At 69.4% G+C, this 17,798-nt stretch carries 16 protein-coding genes; 11 read left to right on the top strand and 5 right to left on the bottom strand.

Going from position 1 to position 17,798, the window contains the following annotated elements; all coding sequences use genetic code 11:
* Nucleotides 1-96 precede the first annotated feature (96 nt).
* The 4 genes from ctaC (at nucleotide 97) to C4V41_RS21840 (ending at nucleotide 4,355) form a co-directional block, all read left to right on the top strand.
* Entirely contained in the window at nucleotides 97-924 is an 828-nt protein-coding gene (gene ctaC / locus C4V41_RS21855; protein ID WP_103957738.1) for an aa3-type cytochrome oxidase subunit II, read from the top strand.
* Nucleotides 921-2,585, top strand: coding sequence for an aa3-type cytochrome oxidase subunit I (ctaD, locus tag C4V41_RS21850; protein WP_103957737.1), 1,665 nt, complete (start codon nucleotides 921-923; stop codon nucleotides 2,583-2,585). Before ctaC ends, ctaD begins: the two co-directional genes overlap by 4 nt.
* Nucleotides 2,585-2,998 carry a cytochrome c oxidase subunit 4 gene (locus C4V41_RS21845; protein ID WP_103957736.1) on the top strand — a complete coding sequence of 138 codons (414 nt, stop codon included), beginning with the start codon at nucleotides 2,585-2,587 and terminating at the stop codon, nucleotides 2,996-2,998. The genes ctaD and C4V41_RS21845 overlap by 1 nt, the downstream gene beginning before the upstream one ends.
* Before the next feature lie 145 nt (nucleotides 2,999-3,143).
* Nucleotides 3,144-4,355 (top strand): L,D-transpeptidase, encoded by a 1,212-nt coding sequence (locus C4V41_RS21840; RefSeq protein WP_103957735.1) that lies wholly within the window; start codon nucleotides 3,144-3,146, stop codon nucleotides 4,353-4,355.
* A gap of 16 nt (nucleotides 4,356-4,371) precedes the next feature.
* Here the strand turns inward: C4V41_RS21840 and trpD are convergent, their stop codons facing one another.
* Nucleotides 4,372-5,418 carry an anthranilate phosphoribosyltransferase gene (gene trpD / locus C4V41_RS21835; RefSeq protein ID WP_103957734.1) on the bottom strand — a complete coding sequence of 349 codons (1,047 nt, stop codon included), beginning with the start codon at nucleotides 5,416-5,418 and terminating at the stop codon, nucleotides 4,372-4,374.
* A 6-nt stretch (nucleotides 5,419-5,424) separates the two neighbouring features.
* Nucleotides 5,425-5,850, bottom strand: coding sequence for a hypothetical protein (locus tag C4V41_RS21830; protein ID WP_103957733.1), 426 nt, complete (start codon nucleotides 5,848-5,850; stop codon nucleotides 5,425-5,427).
* A gap of 179 nt (nucleotides 5,851-6,029) precedes the next feature.
* On the opposite strand from C4V41_RS21830, the gene ctaE reads away from it, so the two are divergent.
* The 4 genes from ctaE to qcrB are packed head-to-tail and all read left to right on the top strand — an operon-like array spanning nucleotide 6,030 to nucleotide 10,274.
* Nucleotides 6,030-6,683, top strand: coding sequence for an aa3-type cytochrome oxidase subunit III (gene ctaE / locus C4V41_RS21825; RefSeq protein ID WP_103957732.1), 654 nt, complete (start codon nucleotides 6,030-6,032; stop codon nucleotides 6,681-6,683).
* Nucleotides 6,684-6,697: 14 nt separating this feature from the next.
* Complete coding sequence (gene qcrC, locus C4V41_RS21820) at nucleotides 6,698-7,507, top strand: cytochrome bc1 complex diheme cytochrome c subunit (RefSeq protein ID WP_200824126.1); 810 nt, start codon at nucleotides 6,698-6,700, stop codon at nucleotides 7,505-7,507.
* The gene (gene qcrA, locus C4V41_RS21815; protein WP_103957731.1) at nucleotides 7,504-8,619 is read left to right on the top strand and encodes a cytochrome bc1 complex Rieske iron-sulfur subunit; all 1,116 of its coding nucleotides are present in this window, start codon (nucleotides 7,504-7,506) and stop codon (nucleotides 8,617-8,619) included. Before qcrC ends, qcrA begins: the two co-directional genes overlap by 4 nt.
* Nucleotides 8,616-10,274, top strand: a complete 1,659-nt coding sequence (gene qcrB, locus C4V41_RS21810; RefSeq protein ID WP_103957730.1) for a cytochrome bc1 complex cytochrome b subunit — start codon at nucleotides 8,616-8,618, stop codon at nucleotides 10,272-10,274. The genes qcrA and qcrB overlap by 4 nt, the downstream gene beginning before the upstream one ends.
* Before the next feature lie 220 nt (nucleotides 10,275-10,494).
* Here qcrB and C4V41_RS21805 read toward each other — a convergent pair whose 3' ends face one another.
* Entirely contained in the window at nucleotides 10,495-10,782 is a 288-nt protein-coding gene (locus C4V41_RS21805) for an Lrp/AsnC family transcriptional regulator (protein ID WP_103957729.1), read from the bottom strand.
* Between the two features lie 17 nt (nucleotides 10,783-10,799).
* Nucleotides 10,800-12,524 (bottom strand): DEDD exonuclease domain-containing protein, encoded by a 1,725-nt coding sequence (locus C4V41_RS21800; protein WP_103957728.1) that lies wholly within the window; start codon nucleotides 12,522-12,524, stop codon nucleotides 10,800-10,802.
* A 75-nt stretch (nucleotides 12,525-12,599) separates the two neighbouring features.
* Here C4V41_RS21800 and C4V41_RS21795 point away from each other — a divergent pair, with 75 nt between their 5' ends.
* The 3 genes from C4V41_RS21795 (at nucleotide 12,600) to C4V41_RS21785 (ending at nucleotide 17,199) form a co-directional block, all read left to right on the top strand.
* A complete protein-coding gene (locus C4V41_RS21795) occupies nucleotides 12,600-14,105 on the top strand; it encodes a serine/threonine-protein kinase (protein WP_103957727.1) in 1,506 nt (501 codons plus the stop codon).
* A complete protein-coding gene (locus C4V41_RS21790) occupies nucleotides 14,095-15,564 on the top strand; it encodes a serine/threonine-protein kinase (protein ID WP_103957726.1) in 1,470 nt (489 codons plus the stop codon). Before C4V41_RS21795 ends, C4V41_RS21790 begins: the two co-directional genes overlap by 11 nt.
* 72 nt (nucleotides 15,565-15,636) lie before the next feature.
* Nucleotides 15,637-17,199: a hypothetical protein gene (locus C4V41_RS21785; protein WP_103957725.1), complete on the top strand. Its 1,563-nt coding sequence runs from the start codon at nucleotides 15,637-15,639 to the stop codon at nucleotides 17,197-17,199.
* Between the two features lie 212 nt (nucleotides 17,200-17,411).
* On the opposite strand, the gene C4V41_RS61955 is transcribed toward C4V41_RS21785, so the two are convergent.
* Complete coding sequence (locus C4V41_RS61955) at nucleotides 17,412-17,558, bottom strand: hypothetical protein (RefSeq protein WP_160150353.1); 147 nt, start codon at nucleotides 17,556-17,558, stop codon at nucleotides 17,412-17,414.
* Nucleotides 17,559-17,798: the final 240 nt, after the last annotated feature.

Below are 17,798 nucleotides of genomic sequence, written 5' to 3'. Positions count from 1 at the left end.
ACCTGCACGCTAATGTGTCTGCAATCAGCTGTGACTTTGGAAATACGAGCGCCCAAGGGAGAGACTCTTGGGCTTCATCTGTGGGGTAGGCGATCCGTGAGTCCGACTCGCCGTACGACGCGGCGTTCGTTGGCCCGGCGCAGGGTGCCGCGCGCCGCCGCTTTGGCGTTGCTGCCGGCCACTGCTACGGCGTGTGCTAATGACGTCCCCGAGGCCGACTGGTCTCGCGGCCTTCTTCCCGACCATGTCACCCAGGAGGGTGGCGTGGTCCAGAGCCTGTGGAACGGGGCCTGGATCGCCGCACTCGCCACGGGTGCCGTCGTCATCGTCCTGATCCTGTGGGCGGTCATCTTCCACCGTAAGCGCAAGTCCAGCGCGGAGCTTCCGCCGCAGGTGCGCTACAACCTGCCGATCGAGATCCTCTACACGCTGATCCCGCTCGTCATGGTCTCGGTGTTCTTCTTCTTCACCGCCCGTGACAGCGCGGCCCTCGCCCAGGTCGACGGTGACGCGCGCGTCAAGGTGAAGGTCGAGGCGTTCCAGTGGAGCTGGCGCTTCACGAGCACGGTCGACGGCAAGGCGCTGCAGCCGGTCGCGGGCGTCCCGGTGCACGACTACCACGAGGGCCCTCAGCTCGTTCTGCCGGTGAACACGAAGGTCGAGTTCGACCTGTCCACCGACGACGTCATCCACTCGTTCTGGGTGCCGGAGTTCCTGTTCAAGCGTGACGTCATTCCCGGCATCCGGGAGGACAACCCGGGCCGCAAGTTCCAGATCAACACCCTGAACAAGCCGGGCGTCTACGCGGGACGCTGCGCCGAGCTCTGTGGCGTCGACCACAGCCGGATGCTGTTCTCGGTGAAGCTCGTCTCGCAGGACGAGTACAACAAGTACATCGCGACCCAGGCGGGGAGTGCCCAGTGACCGCCATTCAAGAACCACTGTCGGGGGCGACCGTCAGGCCCGTCACCAAGGGCCAGATCATCGCCAAGTGGATGTCCTCGACCGATCACAAGATCATCGGGCACATGTACCTCATCACGTCGTTCGCCTTCTTCCTCATCGGCGGCGTGATGGCACTGATCATGCGGGCCGAGCTGGCCCAGCCTGCGCTGCAGTTCACCACGAACGAGCAGTTCAACCAGTTGTTCACCATGCACGGCACGATCATGCTGCTGATGTTCGCGACGCCGCTGTTCGCCGGCTTCGCCAACGAGCTGATGCCGCTCCAGATCGGTGCTCCCGACGTGGCGTTCCCGCGTCTCAACATGGTGAGCTACTGGCTCTACCTGTTCGGCAGCCTCATCGCCGTGTCGGGCTTCTTCACCCCGGGCGGCGCGGCCTCGTTCGGCTGGTTCGCCTACACGCCGCTGTCCAACGCGATCAACTCGCCCGGCATCGGCGGCGACCTGTGGATCATGGGTCTGGCCCTCTCGGGCCTGGGCACCATCCTCGGCGCGGTCAACTTCATCACCACGATCATCTGCATGCGCGCACCCGGCATGACCATGTTCCGGATGCCGCTGTTCACCTGGAACATCCTGCTCACCAGCATGCTCGTGCTGATGGCGTTCCCGGTGCTGGCCGCCGCGCTGCTGGCCCTGGAGGCCGACAGAAAGCTGAACACCCAGATCTTCGCCTCCGACAACGGAGGCGCGCTGCTCTGGCAGCACCTGTTCTGGTTCTTCGGCCATCCCGAGGTCTACATCATCGCGCTGCCGTTCTTCGGCATCATCACCGAGATCCTGCCGGTCTTCAGCCGTAAGCCGATCTTCGGTTACATCAGCCTCGTGGCCGCGACGATCTCGATCGCCGGTCTGTCCATCACGGTCTGGGCGCACCACATGTTCCCGACCGGACAGGTGCTGCTGCCGTTCTTCTCGTTCATGACGTTCCTCATCGCGGTGCCGACGGGCGTGAAGTTCTTCAACTGGATCGGCACGATGTGGCGGGGGCACCTGAGCTTCGAGTCGCCGATGCTGTTCTCGATCGGCTTCCTCATCACGTTCCTCCTGGGCGGTCTGACGGGCGTCATCCTGGCCTCGCCGCCGCTCGACTTCCACATCAGCGACACCTACTTCGTCGTCGCCCACTTCCACTACGTGGTCTTCGGCACCGTCGTGTTCGCCATGTTCGCCGGGTTCTACTTCTGGTGGCCCAAGTTCACCGGCAAGATGCTCGACGACAAGCTCGGCAAGGTGCACTTCTGGCTGCTGTTCGTCGGCTTCCACCTGACGTTCCTCATCCAGCACTGGCTGGGCATGATGGGCTTCCCGCGGCGCTACGCCGACTACAGCGCGGCCGACGGCTTCACCGACCTCAACATGATCTCGTCGGTGGGCGCGTTCCTGCTGGGCGCCTCGACGCTGCCGTTCTTCTACAACGTCTGGAAGACCTGGCGCACCGCGCCCAAGGTCACCGTCGACGACCCGTGGGGCTACGGCGGCTCGCTCGAATGGGCGACCTCCTGCCCGCCGCCGCGGCACAACTTCACCTCGCTGCCGCGCATCCGGTCCGAGCGTCCCGCGTTCGACCTGCACTACCCGCACGTGTCCGCCAAGTCCGCCCAGGAGGTGGAGGCCTGATGAAGGTTCAGGGTTGGCTGTTCCTGCTGTGCGGCCTGTTCTTCGCCGGTGTCGACATCGCCTACTGGTTCTGGACCAAGGCGGCGACGGGCCACGGTGAGCCGGTCGGCACCACCGCCATGGCGATCTCGGTCGGGTTCGCGTTCATGGTGGGCTACTACCTGATGTTCACGGCGCGGCGCATCGGGCCGCAGCCTGAGGACAACAAGCAGGCCGACATCAGCGACGGGGCCGGCGAGATCGGGTTCTTCAGCCCGAGCAGCTGGTGGCCGCTGTTCCTGTGCCTGGCGGCGGCCTTCGCCTTCGCCGGGTTCGTGATCGGCTTCTGGATGTTCCTGATCGGCGTCTTCCTGATCCTGATGGCCATGATCGGGTTCGTGTTCCAGTACTACCGGGGCCACTTCTCGCACTGAGGTCCCCCATGGAGCGGGCGGCTTCCCCTTGGGGGAGGACGCCCGCTTTTTGGTGTTCTTTACCAGTGCACGGATGTGGCGAATCGACTACTCAGGGTAATAAAGGAGGCGGAAGCGGTTCGATCTTGGACGAGGGGAGTCGCACGTGGGGCGTGTAGCGTGTGGATCGGCCGGCCTGCTGGCTCTGGCCCTGCTGGCGGCCTGTTCGGGGAGCGGGGCGGGTGGGGCGGGGAGCAAGCCCGTCGCCATGGCCGGCGGCGCCAGGGGCGCCTCTGTGGGCTTCTCTCCGGCGGACAAGGCCGCGGGTGTGCCGACCGACCAGACCGTGCTGGTTTCGGCCCATGGGGGCAAGCTGAAGAGCGTACAGGTGGACGGTGGCAAGGCGGGATCGCTGGACGGCGTCCTGAGCGCCGACGGCACCCGGTGGCGCAGCGTCGGCACCGCCCGTCCCGGCGCGGCGTACACGGTCACCGCGGTCGCGGTGGACGCCGCGGGCAAGGAGAGCGAGAGCAGGAGCACGTTCTCGACGGTCAAGGGCGGCAAGACGTTCGACATCGAGAACCTCACCCCGAACAGGGACGACACCGGGCTGACCGTCGGGGTCGGCATGCCCGTCATGATCACCTTCGACCAGCCCATCGCCGACCGCGTGGCCGTCGAGCGCAACCTGCTCATCCACAGCTCCAAGCCGGTGGAGGGGGCCTGGCACTGGTTCGACAGCACCCACGTGGACTTCCGGCCGCAGACGTACTGGCCGGCGCACACGAAGGTGCGGGTGGAGGCCAACCTGGCCGGGGTGCGCGGCGGGCCGGGCATGCACGGCAAGCGCGACGTCAAACTCGACTTCAAGATCGGCCGCTCGCAGATCACCAAGGGCAGCACGGACGACCATGTGCTCACGGTGCGGCGGGACGGCAAGCGGATCCGTACGATGCTGATGAGCGCCGGCCAGGGCGGGCAGTGGAAGTACTACACGACCTCGGGCGTCCATCTGGCCATGTCGCGGGAGCCGGTCACGGTCATGGTCTCCCCGGGGATCGGGCCGGGCTCGGCCGGCTACTACCGCCTGACCGTCTACAACACCGTGCGGATCTCCAACAGCGGCGAGTACGTGCACAGCGCCCCGTGGTCGGTGGGCTCGCAGGGCAACTCGAACGTCAGCCACGGCTGCGTGAACATCAGCCCCGGCAACGCCGCCTGGTTCATCAAGAACACCCTGATCGGCGATCCGATCATCATCACGGGATCGCCCAGGAAGCTGGAGCCCACGAACGGCTGGGGCCACTGGCAGGAGAACTGGAAGCAGTGGCTCAAGTGGAGCTCGCTGAAGGCGAGCCCCACGATCACACTGCCCTGATCGGCCCTCGGGGGGCTCAGGCGGGGCGGTGGGCCCCGCTGACCTCGATCCAGCGGTCCAGGGTGGCCGACGCGGCACCCGAGTCGACCGCCTGGACCGCGCGCGCGTAGCCGTCGGTCATCGCGTCGTCGAGGCTCTCCCCGGGGCCGTTGAGCGCCACCAGGGCCGCCGCCGCGTTGAGCAGCACCGCGTCGCGGATCGGGCCCGTCTTGCCGCCGACGAGGTCGTGGACCGCCTGGGCGTTGAACGCCACGTCGCCGCCGCGCAGCGCGCCCACGTCGGCGCGCGGGATGCCGAGGACCGCCGGGTCGAACGTCGTCTGCGTCGCGGTGCCGTCCTTGACCACCCAGACCGTCGAGGTGGCGGCGATGGTCAGCTCGTCGAGGCCGTCGTCGCCGCGGAACACCAGGGCCGACACGCCGCGCTCGGCGAACACGCCCGCGAGCACGGGCAGCATGCCGGCGTCGTAGACGCCGATGGCCTGGGCCGACGGGCGGGCCGGGTTGGTGAGCGGGCCCAGGAAGTTGAAGACCGTCGGCACGCCGATCTCCTTGCGGGTGGGCCCGGCGAAGCGCAGCGCGGGGTGGTAGACCGGGGCGAAGCAGAACGCGATGCCCGCCTCGCGCGCCACCTGCGCCGTCTGGTCAGGCGTGAGGTCGAGCCGGATGCCCAGGTGCTCCAGGACGTCGGCGGCCCCGCACGAGGACGAGGCGGCCCGGTTGCCGTGCTTGACCACGCGGGCGCCCGCGGCGGCGGCCACGATGGCGGCCATCGTGGAGACGTTGACGGTGTGCGCGCGGTCGCCGCCGGTGCCGACGATGTCGACCACGGGGCCCTCCACGCTCAGCGGCGTGGCCAGGTCGAGCATGGTGCGCGCCAGGCCCACCACCTCGGCGACGGTCTCGCCCTTGGCCCGCAGCGCGATCACGAACCCGGCTATCTGGGACGGCGTCGCGGCGCCGGACATGATCTCCCGCATCGCCCAGGCCGACTCGTCGGCGGTGAGGTGCTCTCCGGACAGGAGAGCGGACAGCAGCGTGGGCCAGGTCGTCCGGGAGTCCATGGGCACCTACTTAGCGTTGAGTCGGGTGGAGGAGCGGCGGCGCATCAGGTCGGCCACCGTGTCGGCCAGCACCATGGGCTCCAGGGGCTGCGGCACCACGGCGTCGGCCTTGGACCAGTCGGCCAGCCAGCGGTCGTCGCGCCTGGCGATGATGAGGCAGACGGGCGGGCAGTCGTAGACCTCGTCCTTGGCCTGGCGGGACACGCCCATGCCACCCGCGGGCTGCGTCTCGCCGTCGAGGACGGCCACGTCGATCTCGCCGGAGCCCAGCCACTGGTGCACCTTGGGCTCGGTGGCGCACTCCACGATCTCGACCAGGGGGACGTCGGCCGCGGGGCGCCTGCCGATGGCCTGGATCACCTCGGCCCTGGTGGCGGCGTCATCGCTGTAGACGAGGATCCTCATCTTGTCGTCGGTGCTCCCAGTGGACATCGGTCGCGCTCACTATCAGTCGAAGAGGTAGGGTCACCTGGGATCGTACCGGTGTGCGGGGACGCATACCCAGGGCACCATGCCTGGTGGGTGTTATGCGGTAATTATCCCAGGTTGACCGCCGGTTCGGACCTGCTAACGGGGGGTCGTGCGCCGGACCGACCACCGGAGCCGCAATAATGCTGCCCGTGGCGACAGCATCCGCAACAACTTCGACGACGACAGCACAGTCGTACCGCAGACCGAATCTGGTCAGTGTCGGGACGATCGTCTGGCTGTCCTCTGAGCTCATGTTCTTCGCGGCGCTGTTCGCGATGTACTTCACCATCCGGTCGGTGAGCGAGGGCCAGGGCATCCACTGGGGGCCCGCGTTCCTTCCCGAAGGCGCAGAAGCCGGGGAAGCCGCTCACCTGAACATCCCGTTCGCGACGGCCAACACGATCATTCTGGTTCTGTCGAGTGTGACGTGCCAGCTCGGCGTGTGGGCCGCAGAGAAGGGCCAGGTCGGCAAGCTCCGGTTCTGGTACATCGTCAGCTTCCTCATGGGCGCGGTCTTCGTCGCCGGGCAGCTGTACGAGTACATGGAGCTGGCGTCAGAGGGCGCGACCTTGTCCGCTAACGCCTACACCTCGGTGTTCTACCTGACGACGGGCTTCCACGGCCTGCACGTGACCGGTGGCCTGATCGCGTTCCTGTTCATGCTGGGACGCACGTACGCCGCGAAGCGCTTCACGCATGAGCAGGCCACCAGCGCGATCGTCGTGTCCTACTACTGGCACTTCGTAGACGTCGTCTGGATCGGCCTTTTCGCGACCATCTACATCATTCAGTAAGGAACGGGATCTCAGTGATTAGGATCACCGCTTGGCGGCGGCATCCCCTCGCGAGATACGCCGTCCTGATTTTGGCGTTGGCGCTGGTCGGGATGGTATACGCCGCCTTTGTCCAGGCGGGTAAGCCTGCCGACGCGGCATTGGCGGCGGGCAAGGTCGACGATGTGGCCGAGGGCAAGAGCCTGTTCGTCAAGCACTGCTCGAGCTGCCACGGCATGAACGCGCAGGGCACCGACACGGCCCCCACCCTCATCGGCGTCGGCGCCGCGGCCGTCGACTTCCAGATGAGCACGGGCCGGATGCCGGCCGCCGCGCCCGGCCCCCAGGCCCCGCGCAAGCCGATGCCGGAGTGGGTCGACGAGACGAAGATCCGCCAGATCTCGGCCTACGTGCAGTCGCTCGGCGGCGGCCCGCAGGTTCCGGGCGCCGAGCAGGTCGACGCGAAGCTGGGCGACGCCGGCAAGGGCGGTGAGCTCTTCCGCGCCAACTGCATCCAGTGCCACAACTGGGCCGGTGCGGGCGGAGCCTTGACGCAGGGCAAATACGCGCCCAATCTCAACGAGGCGACGCCGACGCAGATCTACGAGGCGATGGTCACGGGGCCGCAGGCGATGCCGGTCTTCAACGACACGACGATCACGCCCGAAGAGAAGCGCAGCATGATCGCCTACATCACGCAGGTCCGCGCGCAGAAGGACCCGGGCGGGTTCGGCCTCGGCCGCATCGGCCCGGTCACCGAAGGTCTCGCAGCGTTTGTGGTGGGCATCGCCGCCCTCGCACTCGCAGCCATCTGGATCACCGCGAAGAAGCGACAGAAGTCATGACAGACAACGAGCACGAGATCGAGCAGCCGGACGAGCGCGTACCCAAGCGCGTCATCGGCACCCCCGCACCGGGCACCTCGATGCTCGGCGACGCGGACGAGTCCGCCGACGCCGACGCCGAGGTCCCCGGCGTCACGCTCCAGGACGAGACCAAGGCCCGCAAGGCCGAGAAGATCGTGGCGCTCTGCTTCGCGATCACCTTCCTGGCGGGCATCGCGTTCATCATCAGCTACGTCTACTTCCAGGTCGGCAGCCCGGAGGCGACGGGCACGTCCAACCTCGCGCTGGGCGGCACGCTGACGCTGGCGATCCTGGGCCTGGCGGTCGGCATCGTGGTCTGGGTCCGCCAGATCATGCCGAAGTTCTCCCTGGTCCAGGAGCGCCACGAGATGGCCTCCGACGAGCCCGACCGCGAGGTCGTGGCCGACACGTTCATCCAGGGCGCCAACGAGAGCGGCTTCGTCAAGCGCAAGCTGCTGCGCCGCACGCTGCTGCTGGCGGCCGCGCCGCTCGGGCTGGTCCCGATCGTGCTGCTGCGCGACCTCGACAACAGCAAGATGCCCGGCGCGAAGTTCAACAAGACGCTGCGCCACACCGTCTGGGGCGAGAAGAACAAAGAGGGCAAGCCGCTCAGGCTCGTCGTCGAGGGCACCGGCCAGCCGATCAGGGCGGCCGACTTCAACTCGCCCGGCGGCATCCTGTCGGTCGTCCCCGAGGGCTACCAGCACGACCTGACCGCGCTGGCCAAGGCCACGCTCATCCTGATCAAGTTCCGCCCCGACGACATCAAGGACGGCGTGCGGCGGAACTGGACGCACGACGGGATCGTGGCCTACTCCAAGATCTGCACCCACGTGGGCTGCCCCGCGGCCCTCTACGAGCAGAACACCCATCACATCCTCTGCCCGTGTCACCAGTCCACGTTCGACGCCGCCGACGGCGCGAAGGTCATCTTCGGCCCGGCCGCGCGGCCGCTGCCGCAGCTGCCGATCACCGTCGACGCGGAGGGCTACCTCATCGCCCAGGGCGACTTCGAGGTGCCGGTCGGGCCCAGCTACTGGGAACGCGGTGACGCCGAGGCCGAGGCCAGGGCGAAGGGAGGCCAGGCATGAGCGACGAGCTGAACAAGGTACCGAAGGGCATCGCCGGCCCGGCGAACTTTCTCGACGAGCGCCTCGGCGGGGCCAACTTCCTCAAGCGCAACCTGCGCAAGGTGTTCCCCGACCACTGGTCGTTCCTGCTGGGTGAGATCGCGCTCTACTCGTTCATCATTCTGCTGCTCACCGGTACGTTCCTGACGTTCTGGTACAAGCCGAGCATGATGGAGATCCCCTACGACGGCTCGTACGCGCCGCTCAAGGGCGTCATGATGTCGGAGGCCTACGCGTCGTCGCTGGAGCTCAGCTTCGACGTCCGGGGTGGTCTGCTGATCAGGCAGATGCACCACTGGGCGGCCCTCCTCTTCGTGGCCGGCATGATGGTGCACGCGCTGCGCGTGTTCTTCACCGGCGCCTACCGCAAGCCGCGCGAGATCAACTGGCTCATCGGCGTGCTGCTGCTGACGCTGGCGCTGGCCGAGGGCCTGACCGGCTACTCCCTCCCCGACGACCTGCTCTCCGGCGCCGGTCTGCGGATCACCGAGGGCGTGGCGATCTCGCTGCCGCTGGTGGGCACGTACATCACGTTCTTCCTGTTCGGCGGGGAATATCCGGGCGAGGATGTCATCGCGCGGTTCTACTCGCTGCACATCCTGCTCATCCCGGGCATCCTGCTGGCGCTGATCTCGGCCCACATGGTGCTCATGTGGGTGCAGAAGCACACGCAGATGCCGGGCAAGAGCCGGACCAACAAGAACGTGGTCGGCGCGCCGTTCTACCCGGCCTTCATGGCCAAGGCGGGCGCTTACTTCCTGTTCACGCTGGCCGTGGTCAGCGGGCTGGCGACGTTCGCCCAGATCAACCCGATCTGGCTGTTCGGCCCGTACACACCGGCCGACGTGTCGGCGGGTTCGCAGCCCGACTTCTACATGGGCTTCCTCGAAGGCGCGCTGCGCATCATGCCGGCCTGGGAGATCAACCTCTTCGGCACCTCCCACGCGGGCACGCTGCCGCTGAGCGTCATCATCCCGGCGCTCGTGCCGATGGGCATCATCATGACGGGCCTGGCGCTCTATCCGTTCCTGGAACGCTGGGTGACGGGCGACAACCGCGAGCACCACGTCGCGGAGCGTCCCCGCAACAACCCGCACCGCACCTCGATCGGCATGACGGCCATCACGTTCTACGGCCTGCTTTGGCTGCTCGGCGCCAACGACGAGATCTCGGCGTTCTTCCACGTCAGCCTCAACTGGACGACCTACGCCGGGCGCGTGCTGATCTTCGTGGGGCCGGCCCTGGCCTACCTGATCACCTACCGCATGTGCCTCGGCCTGCAGCGCTCCGACCAGGCGGTCATCTCGCACGGCGTCGAGTCCGGCGTGATCAAGCGGCTGCCGCACGGTGAGTTCATCGAGGTCCACACGCCGCCGGCGGACGACATCGAGGCCCACGTGCGCGGCAAGGAGGCCGTGCCGATGCTGCCGGTGGAGGAGGACAGCGCGGGCATCCCGCCGAAGGGCATGCGCGGCCCGCTCGGCAAGCTGCGCGCCCGCATGTCGAAGGCGTACGGCGGGGAGAAGATCCCGCTGGACGACGGGCATGGGCACGATCATGACGACGACGAGCACGCCGCCATCGGCAGCGGCGAGGATCGCAGTCTGACGCATTGATCCATGGGAAAGCCCGGTCCGGCATTTCGCCGGGCCGGGCTTTCGTCTTCACGGGGTCAAGAACGCGCTCCGTCACGGCGAGAGACCCGTGAGCCTTCACGACCGGCCATGATGGACGGCAACGGTCTATGGCGCGTGCGGGTGTCCTGGGCGGAGCCGTAAAAGATGAAGACAGAACCCGGGTGTCGGTCGGTCTCGGGAAAAAGACAGAACCCGGGTGTCAGTCGGTCTCGGGGAAGCCGATGGAGAAGGCCGCGTCGAGATCGTGGCGGGAGTAGGCGCGGAAGGCGATGTGCGTCTCGGTGTGCAGGACGCCCGCGACCTTGTTGATGCGCCCCGGGACGACCTCGGCGATCTCCTCGTAGGCGGCGACCCTGACCATGGCCATCAGGTCGAATTCGCCGGTGATGGAGTAGACCTCGCTGACCCCGTCGATCTCGGCGATCGTCTGGGCGACCTCCGGGATCCGGTCTACCTCTGCGTTGATGTGGACGATAGCCGTGACCATGCATCAACTCTATCGTTTCACCTCAAAGGTCGCCCCTCTCGTCCGCGACGCTGATCGAGCTGCCGGTAGGCCAGGTCGATGCGGGCCTTGTGGCGGGCGGCGCCCCGGGCGGGCAGGCTCCACTCGCCGTCCACCTCCACCAGGCGCACCCCTGGCGACTCCAGCCAGCGCAGGATGCACTCCGTCTCCTCCGCGCTGGCCGCGTGGACCGGGCCGGGCCCGGGCAGGACGACCTCGGCGGTGGCCGTGAGGGAGGCCACGAAAGGGGTCGGGTGGGCGCCCTTCGGCATGACGCCGGCCGCGGCCAGCCGCCCGTAGCGAACGACGTGGATGTCCCAGCCGCCGCCGAAGGCCGGGCTGGCGGCCACGAGCTGCGGGATGCGCGTGATGGCGCTCAGGCGCTGCATGCGGGCCGCGGTGCGGACGAACGAGGCCAGCCGGTCGCGGTCGACCGACGCCTCCTCGTAGCGCTGCTCCACCGACAGACGCTCCATGCGGGCGGAAACGGCGGTGAAGACGGGCGAGGCGTCGAGCGTCATGGCGCGGCGGGCGTTCTCGGCGTGGGCCGCGTAGCGCTCCGGGCTCTCCTTGCCCGCGCAGGGGGCGCCGCAGCGGCCCATCTCGTGCAGCACGCAGGGCGCCCGCGTGGTGCGCAGCGAGATCGGCTGGGTGCACTGGCGCAGCGGGACGGCCTCGTGCAGGGCGATGCGGGCGTCGTCGGCCAGCCGGGCGCTGGTGAAGGGGCCGAGATAGGTGGCGCCGTCGTCCTTGAGCTCGCGCACGATCGACAGGCGCGGGAAGTGGTCGGTGGTGAGCTTGAGCCAGAGCATCTTCTCGGGGAAGCGTGAGCGCCGGTTGTAGCGCGGTTTGGCGCCGCCGATCAGGCGCAGCTCCCTGACCTCGGCCTCCAGCCCGGTCGAGCAGACGATGTGGCGCACCCGCTCGGCGATGCCGATCATCTCGCGGATGCGCGGCCTGGTCTCGCCGGCGGTGAAGTAGGAGCGCACCCGGTTGCGCAGGTTGGTGCTCTTGCCGATGTAGAGGACCTCGCCGCGCTCGTCCTCGAACATGTAGACGCCGGGGGAGTGGGGCACCGACTCGGCCAGGTGCCGCTTGGCCTGCTGCACGGGCGTGGGGGCCCGGACGAACGACTTGAGCTCTTCGAGCGTGTGCACCTGGAAGGACCCGGCCCGCTCGATCAGCCCGTGGAGCACGTCGACGGTGGCCCTGGCGTCCTGGAGGGCGCGGTGGCACGGCTCGACGGGGCTGCGGAAGAACCTGGCCAGCGTGCCCAGCTTGGCGTTGGGCGTCTCGTCGCGGGTCAGCACGCGCCGGGCCAGGTCGACGGTGTCGACGACCGGGTTGGCCGGCGGGGGATAGCCGTGCTCGGCGCAGGCGGCCTTGACGAAGCGGGTGTCGAAGCCGGCGTTGTGCGCCACCAGCGTGGCGCCGCGGATGAACTCCAGGAAGCTCGGCAGCACCGCCCCGATCTTCGGCGCGGCCACGACCATGGCGTCGGTGATGCCGGTCAGCACCGAGATGAACGGCGGGATCGGCCCGCCGGGATCGACCAGGGTGGAGAACTCGCCGAGCACCTCGCCCGCCCGCACCTTGACCGCGCCGATCTCGGTGATCGAATCTTCGGCCGGCGAGCCGCCGGTCGTCTCGAGGTCGAACACGACGAACGTGACGTCGCTCAGCGGGGTGCCGAGCTCGTCGAGAGTGCCTTGAACCGGATCCACGAACCAAGACCATAGAGAGGGGGACCGACAGGAACGAGTCTCCACCCCACTTGGAGTTTGGTTACCCTTCCCTTTATGTCCGCGGGAAGACTTGCCGGCCGCTACTCCCTGCTGCGCCCCCTGGGCGCCGGTGGCATGGGAAAGGTATGGCTGGCCAGGGATGAGATGCTTGATCGCGATGTCGCGGTCAAGGAGCTCACGCTGCCCGAGGGCATGTCGCCCAAGGAGCGGGCCGACTCGGTGAAACGGGCGGTGCGCGAGGCGCAGGCCACCGCGCGCCTGCGCCACCCCGGCATCGTGGCCCTGCACGACGTGGTCGTCGAGCAGGAGCGGCCGTGGCTGGTCATGGAGCTGCTGCGGGGCCGCACGCTGGCCGACACGGTGCGCGAGTTCGGTCCCATGCCGGCCGATTATGCCGCGCGGGTCGGCGCCGACGTGCTGGAGGCGCTGAGCGTCGCCCACGCCCAGGGGCTGCAGCACCGCGACGTCAAGCCGGGCAACGTCTTCCTGACCGAGAGCGGCCGGGTGGTGCTCACCGACTTCGGCATCGCCAGGCAGGAGGGCCAGGCCACGCTCACCGAGCAGGGGCTGATGATCGGCTCGCCCGGGTTCATCGCGCCCGAGCGGCTCGAAGGCCAGCCCGGCGGCCCGGCCAGCGACCTGTGGTCCCTCGGCGCCACGCTCTACGTCGCGCTGACCGGCGCGCCGGCCTACGAGGGGTCGGCGGCGCAGCGGGTGCGCGCCACGCTGCTGGAGCCGGTGCCGGTCGCCCCGGGGCCGCTCGGGCCGCTGCTGGGCGCGATGATGGCGCACCACCCGGGCGCCCGGCTCGACGCGCGCGCGGTCCTCCAGGCGCTGCGGCAGGTGGCCGCCGGCGGGCCGCTGCCACGGCTGCCCGCCACCCAGGACGTGACCGCGCCGGGCAGGACCGGCCGTCGCGGCCGGGCCGCGATCTGGATCGCCGCCGGCACGGTGCTCGCCCTCGCGGCCGGCACGGCCGGTTTCCTGTTCCTGCGGAACCAGGGCGGCGGCACTCCGGAGGCGTTCACCGTGCCCCTGGACGTGTGCAAGCTGATCAGCGCCGAGGAGGCGGGCCTGCTGCTGCGCGTCGCGCAGCCGCCGAAGCCGCAGCCGGGCTCCGACGACGAGGGCCCCAAGTGCGGCTGGCCGCTGATCTCCGGCACCGGCGTGGGCCTGCAGGTGCAGAAGGACTCCGACACCGTCGACCCGTGGTCGATGACCACGGCCTCGGCAGGCAAGCTGTTCCAGAACCAGAAGCGCTACTGGGCCAAATACGATGACATCGACTGGACGTGGCCCGAGATCGGCGTCAAGGACACGAGGAAGGCCAAGCGCACCGCCGTCCGGCCGATCACCGGCGTCGGCGAGGAGGCGTTCGCCTTCGAGCTGACCGGCGACACCGGCCGCGTCCACTCGGCCCACATCTTCTACCGGCTGGCCAACCTGGTGGTGAAGGTCGAATACACCACGCTGGCCGTCAAGCCGACCGACGAGGACGTCAGGCGGTCGGCGCTGAAGGCCGCGCAGACGAGCGAGCAGGCGTTGCGCAATGCCGGATGACCTCTATCTGCTCGCGGGCCGCTACCGGCTGATCGAGCGCCTCGGACAGGGCGGCGCGGGCACCGTGTGGCGGGCGATCGACGAGATCCTCGACCGGCAGGTCGCGGTCAAGCAGGTACGCGTCCCCGACGCCCTGAGCCCGCACCAGCGCGCGGAGTTCGTCGACCGGGCCATCCACGAGGCCAGGTCCGCGGGCCGGCTGCGCGACCAGGCCATCGTGCTCGTGCACGACGTCGTCCTCGAAGGCCACCAGCCGTGGATCATCATGGACCTGGTCACCGGCCGCTCCCTGGACAAGGTCATCAAGGAGGGCGGGCCGCTGCCCCCCGGCTACGTGGCCGGGATCGGGCTGCGGGTGCTGTCGGCGCTGGAGGTCGCGCACGCGCACGGCATGCTGCACCAGGACGTCAAACCGGCCAACATCCTGCTCGACGCCGACGGCTCGGCGATGCTCACCGACTTCGGCATCGCCGTGCCGATGAACGCGCACGGCCACAGCTACGGCGGTGCCGGCTCACCCGGCTACATGGCCCCGGAACGGCTCAACGAGGAGCCCTCGGGGCCCTCCTCCGACCTGTGGTCGCTCGGCGCCAGCCTCTACACCGCGGTGGAGGGCCGTGGGCCGTTCGAGCGGGCGCTGCCCGCCGCGGTGGCGGCCGCCGTGCTGCTGCACGAGCCGCCCTACCCGGCCAGGGCCGGGCGCGTCTTCGGCGCGCTGCTGATGGCCATGCTCGCCAAGGACCCCGCGGCCCGCCCCACGGCGGCGCAGGTCCGGCAATCCCTGATCAACCTGACCGGCCCGGAGACGGATCCAGGGCGGCGCCACCGGCTGCCGGGCAAGCGCCGTGGCTGGCTGCTGCCGGCCGCCCTCGCCGCCGTGGTGGCGCTGGGCGCGGGCGGCTGGTACGCCATCGGCGCCCTCGCCGGCCAGGGACCGCCGATGGGCAGGTTCGCCCAGGCGCCCGACCCGTGCAAGCTCCTCAGCGACACCCAGGCCGCCGAGTTCATGGACGGCCCCATCGAACGCACCCGCACCAGGACCGACGAGTGCCAGCTGGTCGTCAAGCTGGACGCGGGCGCGGGCGCCGTACGCCGTCTCGTCGTGCGCGCCTGGGCCGAGCGTCCCAACGGCGACTTCGGCGGTGTCGAGGTGGCCAAGCGCCGCTTCGCCAGCGAGAAGACCAGCCGCGCCGCCGCCCAGGGCACCAACATGCGCGAGGCGCACGGGTCGGTCAGCGACGTGGCGCAGGTCGGGGAGTCGGCGATCGTGCAGAGCTCCTTCAAGCTCGCGATGACTTCGAGCAAAAGCGGCACATCCACCAGCACGCTGCTTTTCCGTACGAGTAATCTGCTGGGCGAAGTGGTCTGGCAGCGCACCGACATGCCCGCCACCGCCAAGGCGGACAAGGAGACGGCCATCGCCGCCGCCCGCCTGGTCTCCGGGGCACTGTCGAAATGAGCGATGCAAGCGCTTTGCAAGGGGCATGACTAGCATGTTTCCCCGCAAGTCAGGGCAACCCCAGGAGTCTCCGTGAATCCCGGTAGCGAGTACGAACCGCCCACGAACCCCTACCAGAGGCCGGGCGGGCAGTTCGAGCGGCCGGGCATGCCGCCCTCCTTCCCCCCGACCCTGCCGCCCACGCTGCCCCCGATGCCGCCGCCCCCGCGCCCGAAGGGGCGGCCGTCCTGGCTCCTGCCCACGCTGGCCGCGGCCCTCGTCGTGCTCGTCGCGGCCGGCGGGGTGGGCGCCTACCTCGTCTACGGGAAGATCTCCGGCACCACCGGCGCGCCCCCCGTGGCGTCCGGTTCGGCGTCCGGCCGTCCCGGGGCCGTCGCGAAGGCCCCCGACGTGTGCTCCATGCTGCCCGAGGAGGAGGCCGACCGGCTGGTGCCCGACGCCAAGGTCGGCCCGTCCTCCCGAGACTCCGAATACGCGGTCATCTTCGGCTGCAACTGGACCAACCAGCGCATCTCGTTCGGCGAGTTCTGGCGTACCAGGGAGATCGACGTCAAGATCGACCAATACCGGGGCGAAGGCGCCAAGACCGGCCGGGCGATGGCCCAGACCTCGTTCGAGGCCGAGCACCGCAGCGGCCAGTACGGCGCCACCGCCAAGCCGTCGCTCGACCCCGGCGACAGGCAGCACATCTCCAAGGTCACGGACATCCCGGGCGCCGGCGACAGCGCCTTCGCCCAATACACCTTCCGCCGCGGCGGCAAGCTCCTCTGGTACGCCTACGGCCAGGCCTACGCCCGGGTCGGCGACATGACGATCAAGGTCAAGTTCCAGGCGGGCCAGCAGCGCAAGGACGCTCAGATCATGAGCAACGACACCATGCAGGCGATCAACGAGACCAACGCCATCCGCGAGGTCAGCGGCCTGATCAAGCACTTCACCAAGGGCGCGGCCGACTGGCAGGCGCGCAATCCCGGCGTGCTGGCCCAGCCGGCACCGTCGGCGTCCGCGTCGCCCACCGTGGCGCCCAGCGCCCAGCCGACGCCCTCCCCGACCGTGCTGGCCGCCTTCCCCGGCGAGTGCAGCGCCCTGACCGAGACGGCCACGCGGCTGGTCCCCGAGCCGACCACGCGCGCGCGGGGCACCGCGGTCGGCGGCGACGACCAGACGGAGTGCCGCTGGCTCAACCTCAAGCTGCCGGGCGGCGAGGGCATCACCAAGATCCGCAGCGCGATGATCACCGTGCACCGGTTCACGAACCGGGCGGGCACCGCCGACGCGCCCGCGGCCAAGTCCTACTACGTGACCGAGCGCGGCAGCGACAAGAACATGGCCGACTCCGAGCTCGGCGGCATCGACTGGGGCCCGGTGACCGACCTCAAGGGGATGGGCGAGGCGGCGTACCGGCAGCTCGTGAAGACCACGCGCGGCGACGTGCACGCCTCCAACGGCACCGTGCTCATGCAGAAGGGCTCGCTGGTCGTCCGGATCGACTACTCCGGCCACCAGCGGCCCGACGGCGAGGCGACGAACTCGTCCAAGGTGAAGCTCATGGCCGAGAAGGAGGCGACGGACGGCGCTCTCGACCTGGCGAGGGCCTACCTCGAAGTGCTCGCCAAGCAGCCGGTCGGCAGCTAGGACGGGGCGTCCCGCAGGCGTCCCACCCGGGCCCGCGCAGCGGCGGCTCCGGCACCAGCGCCGCGGCCGGCAGGCTGACCAGCGGGGCGGTGCCGATGACGGCCGCGACGGGCGCCACCGCGCTGTCGTGCGGCATTCGGCGGCGTGACCGGCGGCTCGGTGAACCGCGGGATCCGCCCCAGCGAGGCCCGGGCTGCTCGCTGGCGGGCCTGCTAGCCCGCCAGCGTGCCGGCGGCCATCGTGATCAGCTGTTCGAGCAGGAGCGCGAGCACGGCACGCCCGAACGCCGGCGCCGACGCCAGCAGCAGCGCCACACGACTGCGGACGGAGGAGGCAAAGCCGTTGTCCAGGTTCGGCACGACCTTCCCGCCGATGGGCCCGGCGGAGATGGCCGCCTGTTCGGGCTCGTAGGTGTGGGGGCGTCTGGTCGCCGACCGCGGTGATCGAGAACGTCCCGTCGGTCGTGCCCGCGTTCTCGTCGGCCCGCCGGCGCGGCAGGTCGTGTTCGACCGTGACGGGGAGGCGATCGCCGCGCGGCCACACCCGCGGCCCCGAGGAGCCGGGCAGCGCGGCCAGGGACGTGCCCCCGGCCACGGCGG

It is taken from the genome of Nonomuraea solani, from assembly GCF_900108335.1.
GTDB classification, from domain to species: domain Bacteria; phylum Actinomycetota; class Actinomycetes; order Streptosporangiales; family Streptosporangiaceae; genus Nonomuraea; species Nonomuraea solani.
This window is presented reverse-complemented; position numbering and strand designations above follow the sequence as displayed.